The organism is Mycobacterium ostraviense (genome assembly GCF_002705925.1).
Lineage (GTDB): Bacteria > Actinomycetota > Actinomycetes > Mycobacteriales > Mycobacteriaceae > Mycobacterium > Mycobacterium ostraviense.
Genome location: NZ_NKRE01000001.1, coordinates 4,004,668 through 4,025,070, shown reverse-complemented (window position 1 = coordinate 4,025,070; position 20,403 = coordinate 4,004,668). Strand labels below are relative to the sequence as shown.

The 20,403-nt window shown below is 65.6% G+C and carries 15 protein-coding genes and 1 pseudogene; 9 read left to right on the top strand and 7 right to left on the bottom strand.

The window, feature by feature from the left end:
• Positions 1-71 precede the first annotated feature (71 nt).
• A complete protein-coding gene (gene cobF, locus CDN38_RS18875; RefSeq protein WP_075510753.1) occupies positions 72-815 on the bottom strand; it encodes a precorrin-6A synthase (deacetylating) in 744 nt (247 codons plus the stop codon).
• Between the two features lie 134 nt (positions 816-949).
• Between cobF and CDN38_RS18870 the strand changes: the two genes are divergently transcribed.
• The 4 genes from CDN38_RS18870 (at position 950) to CDN38_RS18855 (ending at position 5,435) form a co-directional block, all read left to right on the top strand.
• On the top strand, positions 950-1,870 hold the full coding sequence (locus CDN38_RS18870; protein ID WP_075510754.1) for an AurF N-oxygenase family protein: 921 nt from the start codon (positions 950-952) through the stop codon (positions 1,868-1,870).
• Positions 1,871-2,121: 251 nt separating this feature from the next.
• Entirely contained in the window at positions 2,122-3,108 is a 987-nt protein-coding gene (locus CDN38_RS18865) for a DUF4873 domain-containing protein (protein WP_233027209.1), read from the top strand.
• A gap of 501 nt (positions 3,109-3,609) precedes the next feature.
• A complete protein-coding gene (locus tag CDN38_RS18860) occupies positions 3,610-4,371 on the top strand; it encodes an STAS domain-containing protein (RefSeq protein WP_075510755.1) in 762 nt (253 codons plus the stop codon).
• Between the two features lie 194 nt (positions 4,372-4,565).
• Positions 4,566-5,435 carry an LLM class flavin-dependent oxidoreductase gene (locus tag CDN38_RS18855; protein ID WP_075510756.1) on the top strand — a complete coding sequence of 290 codons (870 nt, stop codon included), beginning with the start codon at positions 4,566-4,568 and terminating at the stop codon, positions 5,433-5,435.
• A 3-nt stretch (positions 5,436-5,438) separates the two neighbouring features.
• Here CDN38_RS18855 and CDN38_RS18850 read toward each other — a convergent pair whose 3' ends face one another.
• Entirely contained in the window at positions 5,439-6,245 is an 807-nt protein-coding gene (locus CDN38_RS18850; RefSeq protein WP_075510757.1) for an enoyl-CoA hydratase/isomerase family protein, read from the bottom strand.
• Positions 6,246-6,910: 665 nt separating this feature from the next.
• Here CDN38_RS18850 and CDN38_RS31915 point away from each other — a divergent pair.
• Entirely contained in the window at positions 6,911-7,339 is a 429-nt protein-coding gene (locus tag CDN38_RS31915; protein WP_082277127.1) for a DUF222 domain-containing protein, read from the top strand.
• Here the strand turns inward: CDN38_RS31915 and CDN38_RS18840 are convergent.
• Both CDN38_RS18840 and CDN38_RS18835 read right to left on the bottom strand, forming a co-directional pair.
• Positions 7,236-9,167 carry a fumarylacetoacetate hydrolase family protein gene (locus tag CDN38_RS18840; RefSeq protein WP_075510759.1) on the bottom strand — a complete coding sequence of 644 codons (1,932 nt, stop codon included), beginning with the start codon at positions 9,165-9,167 and terminating at the stop codon, positions 7,236-7,238. The two genes, CDN38_RS31915 and CDN38_RS18840, sit on opposite strands and share 104 nt — an antisense overlap.
• Positions 9,164-11,455, bottom strand: a complete 2,292-nt coding sequence (locus tag CDN38_RS18835; RefSeq protein WP_075510760.1) for an ATP-dependent DNA ligase — start codon at positions 11,453-11,455, stop codon at positions 9,164-9,166. The genes CDN38_RS18840 and CDN38_RS18835 overlap by 4 nt, the downstream gene beginning before the upstream one ends.
• A 342-nt stretch (positions 11,456-11,797) precedes the next feature.
• Here CDN38_RS18835 and ku point away from each other — a divergent pair, with 342 nt between their 5' ends.
• The 3 genes from ku to CDN38_RS18820 all read left to right on the top strand — a co-directional run bounded on the left by ku (position 11,798) and on the right by CDN38_RS18820 (position 16,231).
• Complete coding sequence (gene ku / locus CDN38_RS18830) at positions 11,798-12,688, top strand: non-homologous end joining protein Ku (protein ID WP_075510761.1); 891 nt, start codon at positions 11,798-11,800, stop codon at positions 12,686-12,688.
• Between the two features lie 53 nt (positions 12,689-12,741).
• Positions 12,742-13,869 (top strand): phosphate ABC transporter substrate-binding protein PstS, encoded by a 1,128-nt coding sequence (pstS, locus tag CDN38_RS18825; RefSeq protein WP_075510762.1) that lies wholly within the window; start codon positions 12,742-12,744, stop codon positions 13,867-13,869.
• Between the two features lie 268 nt (positions 13,870-14,137).
• Entirely contained in the window at positions 14,138-16,231 is a 2,094-nt protein-coding gene (locus CDN38_RS18820) for a serine/threonine-protein kinase PknD (RefSeq protein ID WP_075510763.1), read from the top strand.
• Between the two features lie 58 nt (positions 16,232-16,289).
• Here the strand turns inward: CDN38_RS18820 and pstA are convergent.
• The 3 genes and pseudogenes from pstA to pstS (CDN38_RS18805) form a co-directional block, all read right to left on the bottom strand.
• Positions 16,290-17,202, bottom strand: a pseudogene (gene pstA, locus CDN38_RS18815) (phosphate ABC transporter permease PstA).
• The gene (gene pstC / locus CDN38_RS18810) at positions 17,199-18,173 is read right to left on the bottom strand and encodes a phosphate ABC transporter permease subunit PstC (protein ID WP_075510765.1); all 975 of its coding nucleotides are present in this window, start codon (positions 18,171-18,173) and stop codon (positions 17,199-17,201) included. The pseudogene pstA and the gene pstC overlap by 4 nt, the downstream one beginning before the upstream one ends.
• A 12-nt stretch (positions 18,174-18,185) precedes the next feature.
• The gene (gene pstS, locus CDN38_RS18805; RefSeq protein WP_075510766.1) at positions 18,186-19,301 is read right to left on the bottom strand and encodes a phosphate ABC transporter substrate-binding protein PstS; all 1,116 of its coding nucleotides are present in this window, start codon (positions 19,299-19,301) and stop codon (positions 18,186-18,188) included.
• Between the two features lie 301 nt (positions 19,302-19,602).
• Between pstS (CDN38_RS18805) and CDN38_RS18795 the strand changes: the two genes are divergently transcribed.
• Positions 19,603-20,394 (top strand): SDR family oxidoreductase, encoded by a 792-nt coding sequence (locus CDN38_RS18795; protein ID WP_075510768.1) that lies wholly within the window; start codon positions 19,603-19,605, stop codon positions 20,392-20,394.
• Positions 20,395-20,403 lie beyond the last annotated feature (9 nt).

Sequence of the window (20,403 nt, the reverse complement as noted above, 5' to 3'; positions counted from 1 at the left end):
TGCTATCGCGAACCAGGGGCCCACTCGCACGCTTCTTGCCAAACCGTCAAGAAGCTCATGCGGGGCTTAATTTAATCTGGCGCTCGTAATAGATAGGTATCCATGATCCAGCCATGCCGCGCCCGGGCCTCGGCGCGCAGGTCCGCGATACGCGTCCCGACCTCGCCGACTGTGCCCGCCACCAGCAATTCGTCGGCAGTACCCAGATAGGCGCCCCACCAGATACGGGTTTGCGGCGGGCAGCTCTGAAACGAACAGTCGGCGTCGAGCATGACTACCGCCGAGCCGGTGAATCCGCGCGCACGCAGCTGCCTTCCGGTGGTGATGAGCACGGGAGCGCCGACGTCGTTGAGCGGGATGCGGTGCCGGGCGGTCAGCGCCTGGACCGCGGTGATACCCGGGATGACGTCGTAGCTGATGTCCACTTGGGCGGAGACCGCATCCAGAATGCGCAGCGTGCTGTCGTACAGCGACGGATCGCCCCACGCCAGAAAGGCGCCCACACCGTCGGGACCCAGTTCGGCGGCGATGGCCGCCGCCCAGATGCGTGCGCGCGCCGCATGCCAGTCAAAGACCGCTGTGCGGTAGTGGGTTTCGGTCGAGCGCTGGGGGTCGGGCAGCTCGACGAATCGGTATCCCGGCTCCCGGATGAACCGCTCGCAAATCGTGCGTCGCAGCGCCACCAGGTCGCTTTTGGTCTCGCCCTTGTCCATCGCGAAGAACACCTGCGTGTCGTTGAGCGCGTTGATCGCCTGCACAGTCAGGTAGTCGGGGTCTCCGGCGCCGATGCCGATGACGTGGATGTGCCGACCCATGCAGCACAACGTAATTCAGATCTCGAAATGCCTACCCGAGACCTCCGGTACCTAGTACCCTGGGTATTGACTATCGAGTGTGATCTCCCTAACGTCTGAACCAGCCCCCGAAGGGACATGAAGGGACACCAACGATGACCACTGCGGTGAAACCAAGTGGGCCCAAGTCAAGTGGACCCAGTCGTGAGGAGTTCTCGGAGCGCTTGCTCAAGGGTTCGGTCAAGAAGTCCTACGAGCCGGTCGTCGACATCGATTGGGATGCCCCGCTGGATCCGGACAAGTTCTACCTGCCACCCAAACTCGTCTCGCTCTACGGCTCTCCGATGTGGGACGAAATGACGCGCGAGCAACAAATCGAGCTGTCCCGCCAGGAACTGGTCAACACGCTCTCGGCCGGGATCTGGTTCGAGAACATGCTCAATCAGTCGCTGTTGCGCACCATCCTGCACGAGGACCCGACCAGCCGGTCGACGCATTACAAGCTGACCGAGCTCGGCGACGAGACCCGCCACATGGTCATGTTCGGCAAGGCCATCGAGCGGATCGGCGCCAAGCCGGTGCGTCCGCGGCGGCTGCACCGGATGGTCATCAACGCGCTTCCGCTGGCCTTCCAGCGAGGTTCGATGCTGTGGGTGGCCGCCCTGATCGGCGAGGAGATCTTCGACTCGCTGCAACGACAGATGATGGACGATCCGGAACTGCAGCCAATTATCCAGCGGCTCATGCGGATTCACGTCACCGAAGAGGCCCGCCACATCCAGTTCGCGCGTGACGGCGCCCGCAAACGGGTGGCCGAAATGCCGCGGCTCAACCGATGGTTCATGGCGAACATCAACGGCCTCGGCGGGTACTTCTTCCGGTACCTGTTCAGCAATCCGATCCCGTACGCGCGCACCGGCCTCGACCCGAAGCGGGCCCGCATGACCGCGCGCAACAGCCCGCACCGCCACCAGATGCAGATAGCCGGATTCGCGCCGCTGGCAGCATTTTTGACCGAGGTGGGGCTGATGGGCCCGATCGCGCGCCGCGCCTGGAAGCGCAGCAAGTTTCTGTGATTCAAGCACCCGCCCTGCACCACGTGGTCGTCATCGGCGGGAGTGCCCGCGGCCGGGATGCCAGGGCCGCGTTGGCGGCCGCCGGTGTCAGCGACATCGTGGTCCTCGACAGCGCCACCAGCCCCGCCGAGGAAGTGCTCGGTTCGGTGTTCGACGACGACACCGACACCTGGACGGTGCGCACCGGCGGCGGCGAGGTTGTCCGAGGTCGCGTCGTCATCGCCGCCCACCGGCCGCCATATGTCCCATGGATACCGGATCTGCCCGGGCGCAACGACTTTGACGGCGAATCGTTTCATGCGGCGGCCTGGGACCCGACCTTCGATGCCGCCGGCATGCGCATCGCCGCGGTCGGCATCGACACCGCTCTCGCCCAGCACCTCGACCGGCTCGTGGAATCGGCGGACTCGGTCACCGTCATCGCCCATGCACCGCGCCGCGTGGTCTCCGACCTGCCACTGCAGACCACCCGGGCCCGGCGATGGCTGCGTCGCCAACTGCGCCGCGGACAGCCGCGGCGATCGGTCATGGTGGCCCCCTCGGCGATCGCGGCGCTGACGCCGTCGGGCGTCCGCACTAATGACGGTGTCGAGTACGGCGCCGACGCTGTCATCTACGGCACCGGGTTCGCCATTCCCGATCAGCTGCCGGAGCAGACGCTGGTTGGGGCACGCGGGATGACCATCCGGCAGGCCTGGCACGACGGTATGGAGCCATTTCTCGGTATTGCCGTGCACGGCTTTCCCAACTACTTCTTCATCTCCGGACCCGATGCCGCCAATTTCGCCGCGCAGCTCCACTACGTCGTCGAGTGCCTGGACCTGATGAACCGCACCGCCAGCACCCGTATCGAAGTGCTGCGCAGCACTCAGCAGGTATTCAACGAGCGCGCCCAATTGAAACCCGTCCAGGCGCAGCGGGTGTCCAGGGCGTTCGACCTGTCCGCCGACGCGCCCGACGACAACACCTACGACGGGGCGGCGACATTGGAGCTGGCCGGAATCCGTCTGCCGGTGCGTGTCCGCCTCGCCGGTCATCTCGATCCGATCGACGGCAATTACCACTGGCAGGGGACCGTCCTCGATCCGCTGCCGCACGACTCGCTAGCCCAATCAAAGACCGCGACGTTGACAGTCGGTGACCGCAGCGCTCCGGCCCGCATCGTGGAACAAACACCATGGGGCACGCACTCCGTGGCCGGAGTGGGGGCACCACCCTACCCGTCAAGCGGCCGGTAGCGGCGGCTTCTCCGCCACCGTTGCGCCGATTCGTGCCGCTCGACTCGGCAAATCCCGATAGGCTGAGTGCCTGCCAGACTAGAGATTGACCGCGCACCTATTGCGGGTATCCGCCCCGGGTGGCTGGTGCTGCGGCAGACGACGACACGGACGAGAGCGGCATGGTCGGCGAGGTAGCGTTCGGCTCTTGGAAGCGGCGGGGTACGGGGGTTTACCCGGCCCGCGCCCGCCGATGCGCCGACGAGCGACCGCCACGACGAGTCACCCCTCGGGCCGGTGGCGCCACCGGCCCTGCACGAATCGGGATACTTGGCCGAAGATGGAAGTCTCTGCCGCTAACGCGGGCGGCATCCTCAAGCACTCGCAGGGGCCAGTTCGAGGAGCAGGACATGGAACCGGACACCGGACGGACCTGGGAGGCCGGTTCATGACGTCCCGCCGTTGTGTCGCCGCGCAGCGCAGGCCGCGGTTGGATGGGACGGCCCGGGAAGGTCAGCCGCGGTGAGCGCGGTCGCGAAGTCGACCTCGCTGGCCGTTGCGACACGACTCGAGCAGTCGGTAGTCATGCTGGCAGTCGAGGGAGTGCTCGGCGCGGCCAACTCGGCGGCACTGCGCGACAGCATCATGAAGGCGACGCTCGACGAGCCGACCGCGGTGATCGTCAACGTGACCGGGCTGCAGGTTCCCGACGACGCGGCGTGGTCGGCCTTGATCGGCGCACGCTGGCAGGCCGACACCCGGCCGAATGTTCCGATCGTGCTCGTGTGCGCCAATCGCGCCGGCCGGGACACGATCACCCGCTGCGGAGTCGCTCAATTCATGCCGGTCTATCCCACCGAAAAAGGTGCGATGAAGGCAGTCGGCCGGCTTGCGCGCCGCAACGTCCGGCATGCCCAGGCACAACTGCCCGCGCAATTGAACAGCCTTCGCCAATCGCGGCAACTGGTCCGCGAATGGCTCACCTCCTGGTCGAAGCCCGGGCTGGTCCCCGTCGCATTGGTGGTCGTCAATGTGTTTGTGGAGAACGTGCTGAAACACACCGGGAGCGAACCGGTGGTGCGGGTTTACAGCGACGGCACGACAGCGACGATCGCGGTCTCGGACGGCAGCACCGCCCCCGCCGTACGGCTGAAATCTCCCCCGAAGGGGATCGACGTGTCCGGTCTGGCCATTGTCGATGCGCTGTGCCGCGCGTGGGGCAGCACTCCCACGTCGTCCGGCAAGACGGTCTGGGCGATCATCGGCCCGGAAAACCAGCTGTAGCCGGGTGACGATCCCCCCGCCGACGAACGGCGCCGATGCGTCGGCGGTTTCGCGTGCGGCTGCCGGGCGGGCATCGCGCGTTCCGCCCGCCCGGACGGCACCGCCAGCGCCACACACCCAGCCACCCGCCCGGCGGAATGAGAACAGGTTCTAGTATTCGGGCATGACGCCCGCTCACAAAAGGTACGGATGACGTGCGGTTCAGCTACGCGGAGGCACTGACCGACCCGACGTTCTACATTCCGCTGGCTCAGGCGGCCGAAGCGGCCGGCTACAACAGCATGACGATCGCCGACAGCCTGGCCTACCCGTACGAGTCCGACTCGAAGTACCCCTATACCCCGGACGGCAACCGGGAATTCCTGGAGGACAAGGAGATCATCGAAACCTTCGTCCTGACGGCCGCGTTGGGCGCGGTGACCAAGACGCTGCGGTTCAACTTCTTCGTGCTCAAGCTACCCGTCCGGCCGCCGGCGCTGGTGGCCAAACAAGTGGGTTCCCTGGCCGCCCTGATCGGCAACCGGGTGGGACTCGGCGTGGGCACCAGCCCGTGGCCCGAGGACTACGATCTGATGGGCATCCTATTTGCCAAGCGCGGCAAGCGAATTGACGAATGCATCGAAATCGTCAAAGGCCTCACCACCGGAGACTACTTCGAATTCCACGGCGAGTTCTACGACATCCCGAAGACGAAGATGACGCCGGCTCCCACCCAGCCGATCCCTATCCTGGTGGGCGGCCACGCCGACGCCGCCCTGCGGCGCGCGGCCCGCCTGGACGGCTGGATGCACGGCGGCGGTACCAGCGCCGCGGAACTCGACCGACTTATCGCCCGGGTCAAGCAGTTTCGTGACGAGCAGGGGAAGACCGGCCCGTTCGAGATTCACGTGATCTCGATGGACGCCTACACCGTGGACGGTATCAAGCGGCTCGAGGACAACGGCGTCACCGACGTCATCGTGGGCTTTCGGTGGCCCTACATCAAGGGACCCGACACCGAGCCACTGGAGAAAAAGATCCGCCACCTGGAACGGTACGCGGAGAAAGTGATCGCGAAAGTCTAGGTCTCACAGCGGGTCCCATTTCGGAGCCCGTTTCTCCCGATGCGCCTTGGCGGCTTCGGCCGGATTGCCGGTGAAGCCGGTGAGCATCTGGGTGCGGTTCTCGACCTCTATGGCATGCCGCAAGCTGGGCGCGTCCAGCGCGGTGTTGAGGCCGATCTTGGTCTGCCACACGCCAAAAGCGTTGTTCTCGGCGATCTCGCGAGCCTTGGCCAGCGTCGCCGTCATCAGGTCGTCCGGCGCTACCACCTCATGGACCAGATTGATGCGATAAGCCTCGGCCGCGTCGATGATGCGTCCGGTCAGCATGAGTTCCCGCGCCACTCCAGCGCCGACGATTTTCGGCAGCAGGTAGCTGGTGCCCATGTCCATCGACGAGAAGCCGGCCTTGATGAACGCCGAGCCGAACCGGGCCTGCCCGGAAGCGATCCGGATATCGCAGTGCAGCGCGAACGCCAGCCCGCCCCCGACGGCGGCACCATTGACTGCGGCGATCACCGGGATGGGCAGCTCGTAGAGCCTCACGTACAGATCGGCCAGCCGCACCTGGGAGTCGTAGTTGGTCTTGAATGCCGGGCTGGCCGGCTTGGCCTTGACCCACGGCTCGCCGGTGCCGCTCAGGTCCGCACCTGCGCAGAATCCCCGTCCGGCTCCGGTGAGGATCGCCACCCGGAATTCGGCCCGGTTGAGCACGTCCAGCACGTCATCCATCGCGTCGATCAGCGAGCCGTCAATGGCGTTCAACAGCCCCGGCCGATTCAACGTGACCAGCGCGATGCCATCTTCGAGCGTCTGCAATTCGACTGCGGCCATACCCGCACGGTAGCCCGATGTGGTAGCGGCGGCGTATGGGCCCGGCCTTAACGGTCCGCGTCCAGGCGGCAGGCCTTGCCCAAAGCAGGTCGCGGTGCTGGGTACCAGGGCAAGCCAGGCGTTGTTGACGGATCGGTGTCTGTCATGCCGCGGATGGCTTATCGCTGGCCGTAGCGGAGCTGTGTGTCGGGCAAGATGATCTGCGGTGAAACAGCATCCGAGTGCGGCTTGGGGAGTGGTGCCGGTCGGCCAGATCGGCGACCTCGGTGACCTAGCCAACCTCGTTGCCCGCCAACTTGGCCGACATCGCAGCGTTAGCCACAGTTCCCTTGCGACAGAGGGGCTTTCCGATGTCGAGCCGGGGTCGCGCCAGTCACTTGAGTCACTTGAGTCTCTCCAGGGGTGTCCGGATATGCAAAGTGCGGAAAGTCACTTGAGTCACCGGGCGTTGGGGTAGGCGTTGTGCCCGCCTGTCCGCGACAAATCCAGGTGCGCTGTGGGGGTTGTCGCGCATAGGTGGGCACTTCGGGTATCGGGTCTGTCTTGTGACTGGTGGGCGCGGCAACTCCAGTGCGATGTTCGCCATGAGTGAAATGTGAATTCGGTTGTTGGGCAGGCACTTTCTGCCCGGGTTTTTGTCAGAGGCCGCCGATAGGTTAGGCGCTATGGATTGGCAGGCGATCACGGCGGCCTTTGACCGGTTGGATGCCGCGCTGGATGTGGTGGCGGGCCTGAACTTCGACGCGTTGAGCACCGCGCAGTGGTTGGCGCTGCTGGGGCGCTGCGAAACAGTGCGCCGACGCCTCCCGGTGCCCGAGCATCAGCTGATCAACCACCTGGCCCGCCAAGCCAGCCCCGAAGAACTGGGCGGCAAACTGTCGCATGCGATCGCTGAGTGGATGTTGATCAGCCGTGCCGAGGCCACCCGGCGCATTAATTTAAGTCGGGCGCCGCGTTATCGTGGCGGCCGAGTTCTGGCCGCGCACAACGCTAACCTCGATTGGCCAACCATTCGGCTTGCATGGTCAGCAGCTGCGGCAATTCCTGCCGGGCACGGGCCGGGTCGAGTTCGCGGTAACGCTGATAGATATTGACGACGATCCGTTCGGAGTCCAGCCAGGTCGCGTACTCGCCGAGGTCGATGGTGTCGACCGCCTCGACGAACGACAACCCCTTGCGGTAGGCGGCTTCGGCTTGTTCGGCGACATGCACCAGATAGCCACGGACGGCACGGATCCCGTCGCAGTCGGTAACCGGGCCATGACCCGGCACCACGACGGACGGCTCCACCGCGATCATGGCGTCACAAGCCGCGATCCAGTTAGCGATCGGGCCAGCCCAGACGATCGGCGTACAGCCGATGAACAGCAGGTCCCCGGCGAAAAGCACATCCGCGTCAGGCACGTGCACCACCGAGTCGGCGGCGGTGTGGGCGGGTCCGAGGTTCAGCAGTTCCACCCGCCTGCCGCCGACATCGATGGTCCACTGACGGTCGAAGGTCTGGTCGGCGTTGCGTACCGTGATGCCGCTGAAGTCGAAGTGCCCGAAGCGGTCTCGCGCATACCCGGTGGCGACCGGGCCCAGGTCGGCGGTTTGCAGCCGGGCCAGCATGTCCGGGTGCATGCCATGCGCGATCTCCTCGGCCGTGCCTTTGGCGGCGATGATCCGGACTGAGCGATCCAACAGTTGGTTGCCGTGGGTGTGGTCGCCGTTGGAGTGGGTGATCAACGCGTCGGTGATGGGTGCACGATCGGTGATCGGCTTCATCGCGTCCAGCATCTCGCGGGTCAGGGCCAGATCGAACAGCGTGTCCACCAACAACGATGCGCCGTCGCCGGCGACCAGGCCGGCGTTGCTCCAGCCGTACCCACCGTCCGGCAGCGTCCACGCCCACACCCGGTCGGCGACCTCGTGCAGGCCCCGCGTGTAGGGAACCCGCGGCGGCGCCGGGTTGACCCGGGTCCGCGGCGGCGCCGCGTCGGGGTTGGGCCGGGGCATCAATGGATGCGGCGCCGAGCTCACCCGCACGGTCTGGCGCGTCTCACCGAGTCCGTCGACGCGCAGGGTCACCACGTCGCCGTGGTGCAGCCAGCCCGGGAACGACTCGAGGTTGCCCAGGTACTCCACCAGCGTGCATGTGGGCACCGTGCCGGAGCCGAACACGTCACCGGGTCGCAGCATCACCCCGCGGGAGGCGTAGGAGATTATCTCACCGAACGTCCAATCCATCGCCGCGGTCGAGCCCGAGCCGATCACGGTGTCGTTGACCAACGCGGTGACCTGCAGACTCAGCCTGCCGTCGCGGCGGTAGGGCTCCAGCTCGTCCGGGGTGACCAGATACGGGCCCAGGGTGATGCCGCTGTCTTTGCCCTTGGCCTGTCCGATCCGCAGCTGGCCCTCCAGCATCTGCAGGTCGCGTGCCGACCAGTCGTTGAAAATCGTGTAGCCGACGATCGCCTGTTCGGCCTGCTCGACCGTCAGGTCCCTGCCGCCGGTTCCGATCACCGCGGCGATTTCCAATTCGAAGTCCTGCCAGGCACTTCCGGGTGCCGTCGGCGCGTCGTCGTAGGGACCCAAAACCGTTGCCGGACACGCGAAGTAAAACGCAGGGATGCGATACCAGGTGTCGACGAGCACTCGGCCCCCGCCCATGGCCTCCTGGCAGTTGCGCATATGGTCCAGGAAGCACAGCGAGTCCCGGATCGACGGCGGGCGCGGGATGGGCGCCGCCAGCGACACGTCGGCGAGACCGACGACCGCAGCCGGTGCCCGCAACGCGGCCTCGCCGGCGTCGCGCAGCCCCTCGGCGCCACCGCCGAGCAGGTCGAGCAGCGCTACTCCCGGTGGCAGCGCGTAGATCTTGTCACCGGACAGCACGCCGGGCCGTTCGCCGTCCTCGCTGCGGTAGGTCACCCACTTCATTCCCGCACCACCTCACTTGGGTCCTTGTCCGGACGCAGTCCGCGCCAACTCGTTTGCCGCAGCCGATCGTCGGGGGTCCATTCGCTGTAGCGCACCTCGCCGACCAGCGTCGGCTTGACGAACGTGACACCCTTGGCCTCACGCGCCGGAAGCGAAGGGCCGAAAGGATTTTCGTCGGTGTGCAACGGCGCCAGCGTCCTTTTCAGGTTGTCCAGGTCGCGTTGGGTGAAACCCGTTCCGACTCGCCCGGCGAAATGCAGCCCGGAAGGACCGGGAATGCCCATCAGCAGCGAGCCGATGCCGCTGCTGCGGCCGCCCTCCCCGGCCCGCCAGCCGCCGATGACGACGTCCTGGGTGTTCCAGTGCTTGTCCTTGATCCATGCCGCCGAACGCCGGCCCGGCTGATAACCGGAATCACGCCGCTTGGCGATCACCCCCTCACAACCGCGCTTACGGGAGTACTCCATGGCCTCGGCTCCATCGCCGGGCAGCAGCTCGGGAACGATGAGTTCACTTGCGGCACCCAGCGTTTCCAGCAGCTTGCGGCGGTCCTGGTATTTGGCTCGCAGCAGTGCGCGGCCGTCGAGGTAGAGCAGGTCGAACGCCCAGAACTCGATGCGGGTGGCTCGGACCCGGTTCTGCATTTCGTTGAAGCTGGGCACGCCGGCGGAGTCGAGCGCGACTACCTCCCCGTCGAGCACCACGTGGTGATCAGCGAGATCGGCTGCCAGCGAGCGCAATTGCGGGAATTCCCCGGTGACGTCGCGGCCACTGCGGGAGCGCAGCCGAACGGAACCGTGGTCGGCTTCCACCAGCAACCGGTAGCCGTCCCACTTGCCCTCGAAGGCCCACTGACCCCCCTTCAGACGCGCCACCGAACCATGGGTGGTCAGCATCGGAGCGAGGCTGTCGAAGTCGAACACCTGCTGGTCTTTCATGCGGTGCGCCAGCCACTGGTCACCGGTGGTTTGAATCAGCGCGTATCGCCCGGAGATCCGATTGCCGTGCAGGTTGACGATCACTTCCCCTTTTTCGGACCCGTTTTCGGCGGAGTCGCGGAACTTCTCGACGTCGTAAGTGCCGGAGTCCCAGATGATCACCGTGCCGGCGCCGTACTCCCCCTTCGGGATGGTGCCCTGAAATGTCGCATATTCCAGCGGATGATCTTCGGTGCGCACCGCGAGATGATTCACCGAGGTGGTATCCGGCAGGTTCTTCGGCACCGCCCACGACACCAGCACACCGTCGCGTTCCAGCCGGAAGTCGTAGTGCAGCCGGCGGGCGTGGTGCTCCTGGATGACAAAGGTATTACCTTGGCCGACACCAGGTTTAGACCGAGGAACCGGCTCCGGGGTCTTCGACGCGTCGCGCATGCTGCGGTACTTGGTCAGCCGGTCCACGCCGGGCAGGTCGGCATCCAACGGGGCGAGCAGATCACCGTCGCGGGCCACCCGGGGCAGTACCTCGTCATAGCGCAGCTGGCGCAGCCCGGGATCGTCGAGTTCGTCCCAGGTGCGGGGTGCCGCGACCGTCGGCTGGTCGCGGCCGCGCAGCGAGTACGGCGCGATGGTGGTCTTGGACCCGTTGTTCTGGCTCCAGTCCAGAAACACCTTGCCCGCCCGCAGGCTCTTGGTCATGGTCGCGGTGACCAACATGGGCATCGTCTTCTCCAGCTGTTGCGCAACGCGTTTGGCCAGCACCGTGGCGCCTCTGCTGCTCACCGGCTGATCCAGCGGTGCGTAGAGATGCAGGCCCTTGCTGCCGCTGGTCAGCGGGAAGGTGGTCAGCCCGATATCGGTGATCAGGTCCCGGACCGCATGTGCGACCTCGGCCAGCTGGGCCATCGTCACGCCCTCGCCCGGGTCCAAGTCGAACACCAATCGGGTAGCCGGGCCGGGTTTTAACTCCTGCGCGCCGCGTCGTGTCCATTCGGCGACGAACCGCCACTGCGGCACGTGCACCTCGAGCGCCGCCTGCTGGGCTATCCAGGCCAGCCCCGTCGCGCTGTCGATGATCGGATAGGTCGTGGTTCCGGACCGGTGCACGACGCTTGCCCGCGGCAGCCAGTCCGGCGCCGAGGATGCCAGCTGCTTTTCGAAGAACGACGGCTGGTCGACGCCGTTGGGCCAGCGTTTGCGGGTCGCCGGACGCCCGGCGATATGCGGCACCATCACCTCGGCGATGCGGGTGTAGTAGTCGAAGACGTCGCGCTTGGTGGTGCCGGTCGCCGGATAGAGCACCTTGTCCGCGTTGGTCAGCGTCACCCGCTGCTCCGTCGCCGAACCCATACCCTCAACGTAACCTGTCGACATGGCGCGCGGTCTGGTGATCGGCGAAGCCCTGGTCGATAGGCGGTCCGGTTGCCGTCGAGCACGTCGGCGGACGTCGCGTCGGATCGGCAAGGCCGGGCCGCGGTGGCCACGGCCGGGCGCCGACCGGCGTGCCCGGCTGCGCCATATCAGCGTCCACGAACTAGACTCGCCGGCTTAGCTTTTCAGCAGATCGGTGCGAATGCGCGCGTGGGCGTCTGCGAAATTGCCGGTGCCACGCCTGCCGGCGGGCATCGACCCGTGCGCTAAGCCGCCGTGGCGTCGCTGTTAACCGCCCCGCGTTGTGGGCATACTGACTCCATGCGCTCCATCTGGAAGGGTTCGATCGCTTTCGGCCTGGTGAACGTGCCGGTCAAGGTATACAGCGCCACCGAAGACCATGACATCAAGTTTCACCAGGTCCACGCCAAGGACAACGGACGCATCCGCTACAAGCGGGTGTGCGAGGTGTGCGGCGAAGTGGTCGAATACGGCGACATTGCGAGGGCCTACGAATACGACGACGGCCAGATGGTGATCATCACCGACGACGACATCGCCACGTTGCCCGAGGAACGCAGCCGCGAGATCGAGGTCCTCGAATTCGTCCCGGCCAGCGAAGTGGATCCCATGCTGTATGACCGTAGCTACTTCCTGGAGCCCGACACCAAATCGTCCAAATCCTATGTGCTGCTGGCTAAGACGCTTGCGGAGTCCGACCGGATGGCGATCGTGCATTTCACCCTGCGCAACAAGACCCGGCTGGCGGCGTTGCGGGTCAAGGATTTCGGCAAGCGCGAGGTGATGGTCGTACATACATTGTTGTGGCCGGACGAGATTCGCGATCCCGACTTCCCGATACTGGACAAGAAGGTCGAGATCAAACCGGCGGAGCTCAAGATGGCCGGCCAAGTGGTGGAGTCGATGGCCGAAGACTTCAACCCGGACCGCTATCGCGATACCTACCAGGAGCAGCTGCGGGAACTGATAGACGCCAAAATCGAAGGTGGGGAAGCATTTACCGCCGAAGAGCAACCGACCGAACTGGATGAGACCGAAGACATCTCCGATCTGCTCGCCAAACTGGAAGCCAGCGTCAAGGCGCGCTCGGGCGACAAAAAGCCACCGGCAGCGAAGGCGGCCAAAAAGACACCGGCCAAGAAGGCGCCGGCACGGAAGAAGGCCCCCGCTAAACAAGCGTCCAAGTCCTGACCCGTGCAGCCGCAATTCACATATGCTCGTCGTGCTGCCGAGAGGAGTATGCCGTGAGGTTCACCGGATCCGGACGAACTCGAGCCGCGCTGAGCCTGCTGCTGGTCAGCAGTCTGGTCTTGGCGGCCTGCGGCGGCCACTCCGGAAACACGTCGTCGTCGACCGGATCCAGCACCCCCAGCGTCCCGGTGAACTGCGGCGGCAAGAAGAAGCTCCTGGCGGCGGGTTCGACGGCACAAAAGAACGCGATCGAACAGTTCGTGTATGCCTACATTCATGCCTGCCCCGGCCACACGCTGGACTACAACGCGAATGGCTCGGGCGCCGGCATGAAGCTCTTCCTGGGCAACCAGACCGATCTGGCGGGGTCCGACTCCCCGATGGATCCGGCGAAAGGCGAGCCCGACAAAGCCGCGGCGCGCTGCGGGTCCGAAGCGTGGGACCTGCCGGTGGTGTTCGGCCCGATCGCGGTCACCTACAACATCAACGGCGTCAGCACGCTCAAATTGGACGGCCCCACCCTGGCGAAGATCTTCAACGGCGCCATCAGCAAGTGGGACGACCCGGCGATCACCGCCCTCAACTCGGGCACCAGCCTGCCATCGACACCCATCCACGTCGTCTTCCGCAGCGACCAGTCCGGCACCACGGACAACTTCCAGAGATACCTTGACGCCGCATCCAACGGCGCCTGGGGCAAAGGCGTCGGCCAAACATTCGACGGAGGTGTCGGCGAAGGCGCCGCGGGCAACGACGGCACGTCGCAGGCGCTGAAGCGAACCGACGGCTCGATCACCTACAACGAGTGGTCCTACGCGGTCGGTCATCAACTGAACATGGCTCAGATCATCACCTCGGCCGGCCCGGAGCCGGTGACGATCACCGCCGAGACCGTCGGCAAGACCATCGCCGGGGCCACGTTCAAGGGTCAGGGCAACGACTTGGTGGTGGACACATCCTCGTTCTATCGGCCCACCAAGGCCGGCGCCTACCCGATAGTGCTGGTGACGTACGAGATCGTCTGCTCGAAATATCCCGACGCGCCCACCGGTGCCGCCGTAAAAGCGTTTATGCAGGCCACAATTGGCGACGGCCAGATCGGTTTGGACGAGTATGGGTATATTCCGCTGCCGAGTTCGTTCCAATCAAAATTGATCCCGGTGGTCAACGCCATCGCATGATCGGCCGTCACCCCGCGGGGGCTCTTGCGCAGCCGGTCCAGCCTGGCGGAATTATGCCGATCACGGCACGAATCGCCAAGTGTCGCAACGGTCTCGGTCGCCAGCGCTGGCAGCGGTGCTAACGCAACCCGGAATTTATCCTGAGCCGCGGGTCAGAAATCACTGAGAGTAAACCCGATTCTGTTGTGTGCCCGGTCTTTGAGGATTTACCGTGTGTTAACCAACCATGTCCGGTGGATCGGCGGGCCGGACGAAGGGAGCGTCGACGGTGAGCGAGACCGAGCCGGGTTCGCGGGTTGGGTCGCGCTTCGGGCCTTACCAGTTGGTGCGGTTGATCGGTCGCGGCGGCATGGGCGAGGTTTACGAAGCAGAGGACACCCGCAAGCACCGGATCGTGGCGCTGAAGCTGATTTCGACGCAGTACTCCGAGAACCCGGTGTTTCGCGCGCGGATGCAACGCGAGGCCGACACTGCGGGACGGCTGACGGAACCGCACATCGTGCCGATCCACGACTACGGCGAGATCGACGGCCAGTTCTATGTCGAGATGCGGCTCATCGACGGAGTATCGCTGCGTACGTTGCTCACCCAGTACGGTCCGCTCGCCCTGGCACGGGCAGTGGCCATCGTGCGGCAGGTCGCCGCCGCCCTGGACGCGGCGCACACCAGCGGGGTTACCCACCGCGACGTCAAGCCCGAGAACATCCTCGTCGCTACCAACGATTTCGCTTATCTGGTTGATTTCGGCATCGCACGTGCCGCCCACGACCCAGGGCTGACCCAGAGCGGCATGGCCGTAGGGACCTACAACTACATGGCCCCGGAACGATTCACCGCCGACGACATCACCTACCGCGCCGACATCTATGCGCTGGCCTGCGTTTTGGGCGAATGCCTGACGGGAGCGCCGCCCTATCGGACCGACAGCGTCGAACGATTGATCGCCGCACATCTCATGGAGCCGCCGCCACGGCCCAGCGTGCTACGACCCGGCAGAGTTCCGCCGGCCCTGGACGAGGTGATCGCCAAGGGCATGGCGAAGAATCCCCAGGAGCGCTACATGAGCGCGGGGGACCTGGCGATCGCCGCGCACGATGCGCTCACCATGCCCGAGCAGCGCCAGGAAGCCACCATCCTGGAGCGGGGCGACAACGCGACGCTGATCGCCAATACCGGTTTCGGCGGCGCCTGGACCAACTACACCGGCGCGGGGCCTCAACCCCAGCCCCAGCCGCCGGCTCCTCGACCGCCGTACCCGGCCCAAGACGAGACCGCCGCCCGGCCGGTGCCCAGCCTTCAGGGATGGCGGTCGAAACCACCCGGCTCCGACCAACGGACCCAGGCGGCCCCCGTCGTCACCGGCCCCGGTTGGCCCAGCCAGCCGGGGCTCTCCCCCATCGGCCAGGTTCCCGGTCCCACTCCCGCGCCGGCGGGCATGCCGTCGCTCAGCCAGCCGTCGCAATCTCAGCCCACGAGCCGGCCACGCAACAAGCGCACGACGTGGATCGTCGCGGCCGTCGTCGCAGCCGTCATCCTGGTGGTGGCTGGCATCAGCGCGTTCGTGGCCACCAGACCGAAAGGCTCGACACCGCCGCAGGGTCAGGTGGTGCTGCCCTTCAACGGGCTCAACTTCCGCTTCTCCCCGGGCGGGGTCGCGGTCGACGACCAGGGCACCGTTTACGTCACCAACCAGACCATGTACGGCCGGGTGGTGACGTTGCCGGCGGACTCCAGCACGCCGACCGTGAAACCCTTCAACGGGCTTTACGAGCCGCAGGGCCTGGCCGTCGACGGCTCCGGCACCATCTACGTCAGTGATTTCAACAACCGGGTGGTGTCCTTGGCGGCCGGGTCGAATCGCCAAGTCGAATTGCCCTTCAGCGGGCTCAACTATCCCGAGGGCATCGCAGTGGATGCCCAGGGCGGCGTGTACGTCGCCGACCGGGGCAACAACAGGGTGGTGAAATTGGCGGCCGGCTCGACCAGCCAGACGGTGCTGCCGTTCAACGGCCTGAAGAACCCCGACGGGGTGGCCCTCGACAGCGAGGGGAATGTGTACGTCACCGACACCGACAACAATCGGGTGGTAAAGCTGGAAGCCGGCACCAGCAATCAATCCGTACTGCCGTTCACCGGCCTGACCGCGCCGTGGGGTATCACCGTGGACGGTGCCGGCAACGTCTACGTCACCGAACACGACAACAACGCGGTGCTGAAGCTGCCGGCCGGGGCAACCGCTTCCACCGAGCTGCCGTTCACCGGCCTGAACACCCCCTTGTCGGTTGCGGTCGACAAAAAGCGCAACGTCTACGTCGCCGACCGCGGCAACGGCAGGGTGCTGAAACTCGCCCAGGGTTCATAGGCAGGCTGGCGCGCCGGTTGCCGCTATCGAGTTACCGTGAAGCGAATCCCCGCCCGGATCAAGGCAATCGTCGACGCCCGGCTGGACACGAAGCGAATCCCCGCCGCGACCACGTTGATCACGGCCACCACGATGATCAGCGTCAGCGCGGCACCCCACACGCGCAAGAAGCCGGCGTGTTCGGGGTTCGTGAGTTCGGTATAGATCAGCAACGGCAGCGAAGCCATGTTGCCGTTGAAGATGTCGAGGTTGATCGAGCGGCTGTAGCCGACCAGCACCAGCACCGGGGCGGTTTCGCCGATGATGCGCGCCAGCGCCAGCAGCACACCCGACACAATGCCCGGCATCGCGATCGGAACGACGATGCGCACGATCGTCTTCCATTTCGGAACGCCCAACGCATAACTGGCTTCGCGCAGCTCGTCGGGCACCAACCTGAGCATCTCCTCGGTGGAGCGCACCACCACCGGCAGCATCAACAGGACCAGCGCCAACGACACCGCGAACGCGCTCTGCTGGAATCCCAGGGTGGCGATCCACAGGCTGAAGATGAATAGCGCCGCCACGATCGAGGGCACTCCGGCAAGGACGTCGACCATGAACGTGGTCACCCGCGCCATCCGGCCGGTGCCGTATTCGACCAGGTAGATCGCGGTCATCAGGCCCAGCGGCACGGCCAGCACGGCCGCCACCCCGGCCTGCACCAGGGTCCCGTACAGCGCGTGGTACACGCCCCCGGCGAACTCCTCCGGCAGCACGCCGCGCAACGAATGAGTCCACCAGTCCAGCCGGACGATGGCGTACCAGCCGCGCTCGATCACCACCCACAACAACCACACCAGTGGCACCAGCGCGATGGCGAACGAGCTGAAGAACACCACGGTCGCCAGGCTGTTCTTGATCCGCCGCGCCAGGCTCAGCGGCCGGAACACCACCGCTTTGACCGGCCGGTCGAGGGCGTCGATGCTCATCCGTTGACCTTTCCGCCGGCCACGGCACGCGCGGCGGCGTTGACCACGAAGGTCAGGACGAACAGCGCAAACCCGGCCGAGATGTAGGCGCCGGTCGGCAGCGGTTCGCTGAACTCCGACGCCGCGGAGGCGATCTTGGAGGCAAACGTGTAACCGCCGTCGAACAGCGACCAGCTTCCGGGCCGGGCCGCCGAGCGCAAGATGATCAGCACCGCCACCGTTTCGCCCAGCGCACGCCCCAACCCCAGCATCGACGCGGCGATCACGCCGCTGCGGCCGAACGGCAGCACGGTCATCCGCACCACCTCCCATTTCGTCGCGCCCAATGCCTGGGCCGCTTCGATATGGATGAGTGGCGTCTGCCGGAACACTTCCCGGGATACCGAGGTGACGATCGGCAGGATCATCACCGCCAACACGATCCCCGCGGTGAAGATGGTGCCCCCACCGGCCAGCGACACGTTTCCGTTCCTGAACAAGAACAGCCACCCCAAATTGCGGTTGAGAACATCTGCGACCGGCTCCAGCTTCGGCGCCAGCACGAAGATTCCCCACAACCCGAAAACGATCGACGGCACCGCGGCCAGCAGATCCACTATCGCGCCGAACGGACGCGACAACCTTCGAGGGGCATATTGGGTGAGGAAGACCGCGATCCCGACCGCCACCGGTACGGCCAGCACCAGCGCGGTTATCGAACTGAGCACCGTGACCATGAACAGGTCGCGGATGCCGAACGCCAACTTCTCGTCGTCGGCCGTGTTGAATTCGGCGCTGGTGAAGAAATTCACGTGGTTGGCGCGCAACGACGGGACGGCACGAAGCAACAGGAATACCGCGATCAGCAGGATCGCCACCACGATCGTCAAACCGGCGGCCGATGCCGCCAGCTTGAACAGCCGATCCGCCCGCCGTGACGCGCGCGCGTCGACCTCAACCAGCGCAGGCTTGGCCAGCGGGCCTCGGACCACGTCGACCCCAGATCAGGCGATGGCGTTCACCGCGGTCGACAACCTCGACTTGAACCCGTCCGGAATGGGGATATAGCCGTTGTCGGCCAGCCCATTCTGACCGGCGCCGATGGTCGACTGCAGGAACGCTTTCACCGCCGTACCAACTTGGGAGTCAGGGTATTTGGAGCAGACGATTTCGTAGGTCGCCAGCACGATCGGGTAGGAACCGGGCTGCGTCGGCCGGTAGAACGACACCGTGTCCAGCACCAGGTCGTTGCCCTGTCCCTTGATAGTGGCTCCCGCGATCGTCTTTCCGACCGACTCGCTGCTGATCGCCACCGCCTCCGGACCGGCCGTGGTGACGATCTTGGCCATGTTCAGGCGCTGCGCCTGAGCGAACGACCACTCGTTGTAGGTGATCGACCCTTCGGTGCCCTTCACCGCGGCCGACGTGCCGTCGTTGCCCTTGGCGCCCTCGCCGACACCGCCGGCGAATGCCTTTCCGGCGCCCTTGCCCCACGCGCCGTTGGAGGCGGCGTCAAGGTAGCGCTGGAAGTTGTCGGTGGTGCCGGACTCGTCGCTACGGAACACCACGTGAATGGGGGTGGCGGGCAGGTTGGTGCCCGAGTTGAGGGCCTGGATCACCGGATCGTTCCAGGTGGTGATGGTGCCGTTGAAGATCTTTGCCAGGGTGGGACCGTCCAGGTTCAGCGAACTGAGGCCGGTGATGTTGTAGGTGACCGCGATCGGACCGAACACCACCGGCAGATTCCACGCCGGCGAGCCGCCGCAGCGCTGTTGCGCCGCCGCGGCTTCGTCCTTGCTCAGCGGTGAATCCGAACCACCGAAATCGGTTTGGTTACCGTTGAATTCGCTGATTCCGGCGCCCGAGCCATTGCCCGTGTAGTTGAGCGTCTGACCTGGGCAGGTCTGCTCGAATGCCTTGACAAAGCGCGTCATCGCGTTGGCCTGGGCCGTGGATCCGCTGGCCTTGAGGGTCTTCTTCCCGCCGCAACTCACGTTGCCCGACGATTGGCCTGCCGTAGCGCCGCCGCCACTCGCGTTGTTGTCGCTGCCGCACGCCGACAAGAGCAGAGCGCCCGAAGCCAGGATACTCAGCGTGGCGCCAAATCCGTTGAGTTTCAATTCAATTCCTAACGGTAGACATTCGCCGGACCGCACTTACGCACGGCCCGCAAACCAGCCGCTTTCCTCGCAGCCACGAGGCTACCGTAACAATCGGCCGACTTGAACCAGTTCATCTGCCAGCCGCCGTGCCGACACATGGCGTTCGTGAAGCACGGGCCGACCGAGCCGATCGGGGTATCCGGATCCGTTACATCTTTGCGCCGCTGTGAGAAAGTAGAACCCGTTCCAGAAATACCTGCAGCCGAGACGGGCGAGGATGATCGCCGCCGTCTCGGCCGACAACTGAAACGAGGCCACTGTGATCCTCGACAGGTTCCGTCTCGACGGCAAAGTCGCCGTCGTCACCGGCGGTGGCCGCGGCCTGGGTGCGGCCATCGCGTTGGCGTTCGCCGAGGCCGGCGCCGACGTGGTCATCGCCTCGCGAACGCGATCCCAGCTGGACGCGGTGGCCGACCAGGTGCGTGCCATCGGGCGGCGCGCCCACGTCGTTGCCGCCGACCTGTCCCATCCCGAAGTCACCGCAGCGCTGGCGGCTCAGACGGTCGAGGCGTTCGGCAAGCTGGACATCGTCGTCAACAATGTCGGCGGCACCATGCCCAATACTCTGCTGACCACCTCGACCAGGGACCTCAAGGACGCGTTCACCTTCAACGTCGCCACCGCCCATGCGTTGACCGTCGCCGCCGCGCCGTTGATGCTCGAGCACTGCGGCGGCGGCAGCATCATCAACATCACCTCGACCATGGGCCGGCTCGCCGGACGTGGTTTCGCCGCCTACGGCACCGCGAAGGCGGCCCTGTCCCACTACACCCGGCTGGCCGCCTTGGATCTATGTCCACGCATCCGGGTCAATGCGATCGCTCCGGGGTCGATCCTCACCTCCGCGCTGGACGTGGTGGCATCCAACGACGAGCTGCGTGCGCCGATGGAGCGGGCCACACCGCTGCGCCGGCTCGGTGATCCCGTCGACATCGCCGCTGCGGCAGTGTATTTGGCGTCACCGGCGGGCAGCTTCTTGACCGGCAAGACCTTGGAGGTCGACGGCGGCCTCACCCACCCCAACCTCGACCTTCCCATCCCCGATCTGTAAGGAGCCCGA

What these genes read in the sequence shown, in the direction of transcription:
- cobF (WP_075510753.1), bottom strand. Translation starts at nt 815, where the DNA reads ATGGGTCGGCACATCCACGTCATCGGCATCGGCGCCGGAGACCCCGAC.
- CDN38_RS18870 (WP_075510754.1), top strand. Translation starts at nt 950, where the DNA reads ATGACCACTGCGGTGAAACCAAGTGGGCCCAAGTCAAGTGGACCCAGT.
- CDN38_RS18850 (WP_075510757.1), bottom strand. Translation starts at nt 6,245, where the DNA reads ATGGCCGCAGTCGAATTGCAGACGCTCGAAGATGGCATCGCGCTGGTC.
- CDN38_RS31915 (WP_082277127.1), top strand. Translation starts at nt 6,911, where the DNA reads ATGGATTGGCAGGCGATCACGGCGGCCTTTGACCGGTTGGATGCCGCG.
- CDN38_RS18840 (WP_075510759.1), bottom strand. Translation starts at nt 9,167, where the DNA reads ATGAAGTGGGTGACCTACCGCAGCGAGGACGGCGAACGGCCCGGCGTG.
- CDN38_RS18835 (WP_075510760.1), bottom strand. Translation starts at nt 11,455, where the DNA reads ATGGGTTCGGCGACGGAGCAGCGGGTGACGCTGACCAACGCGGACAAG.
- ku (WP_075510761.1), top strand. Translation starts at nt 11,798, where the DNA reads ATGCGCTCCATCTGGAAGGGTTCGATCGCTTTCGGCCTGGTGAACGTG.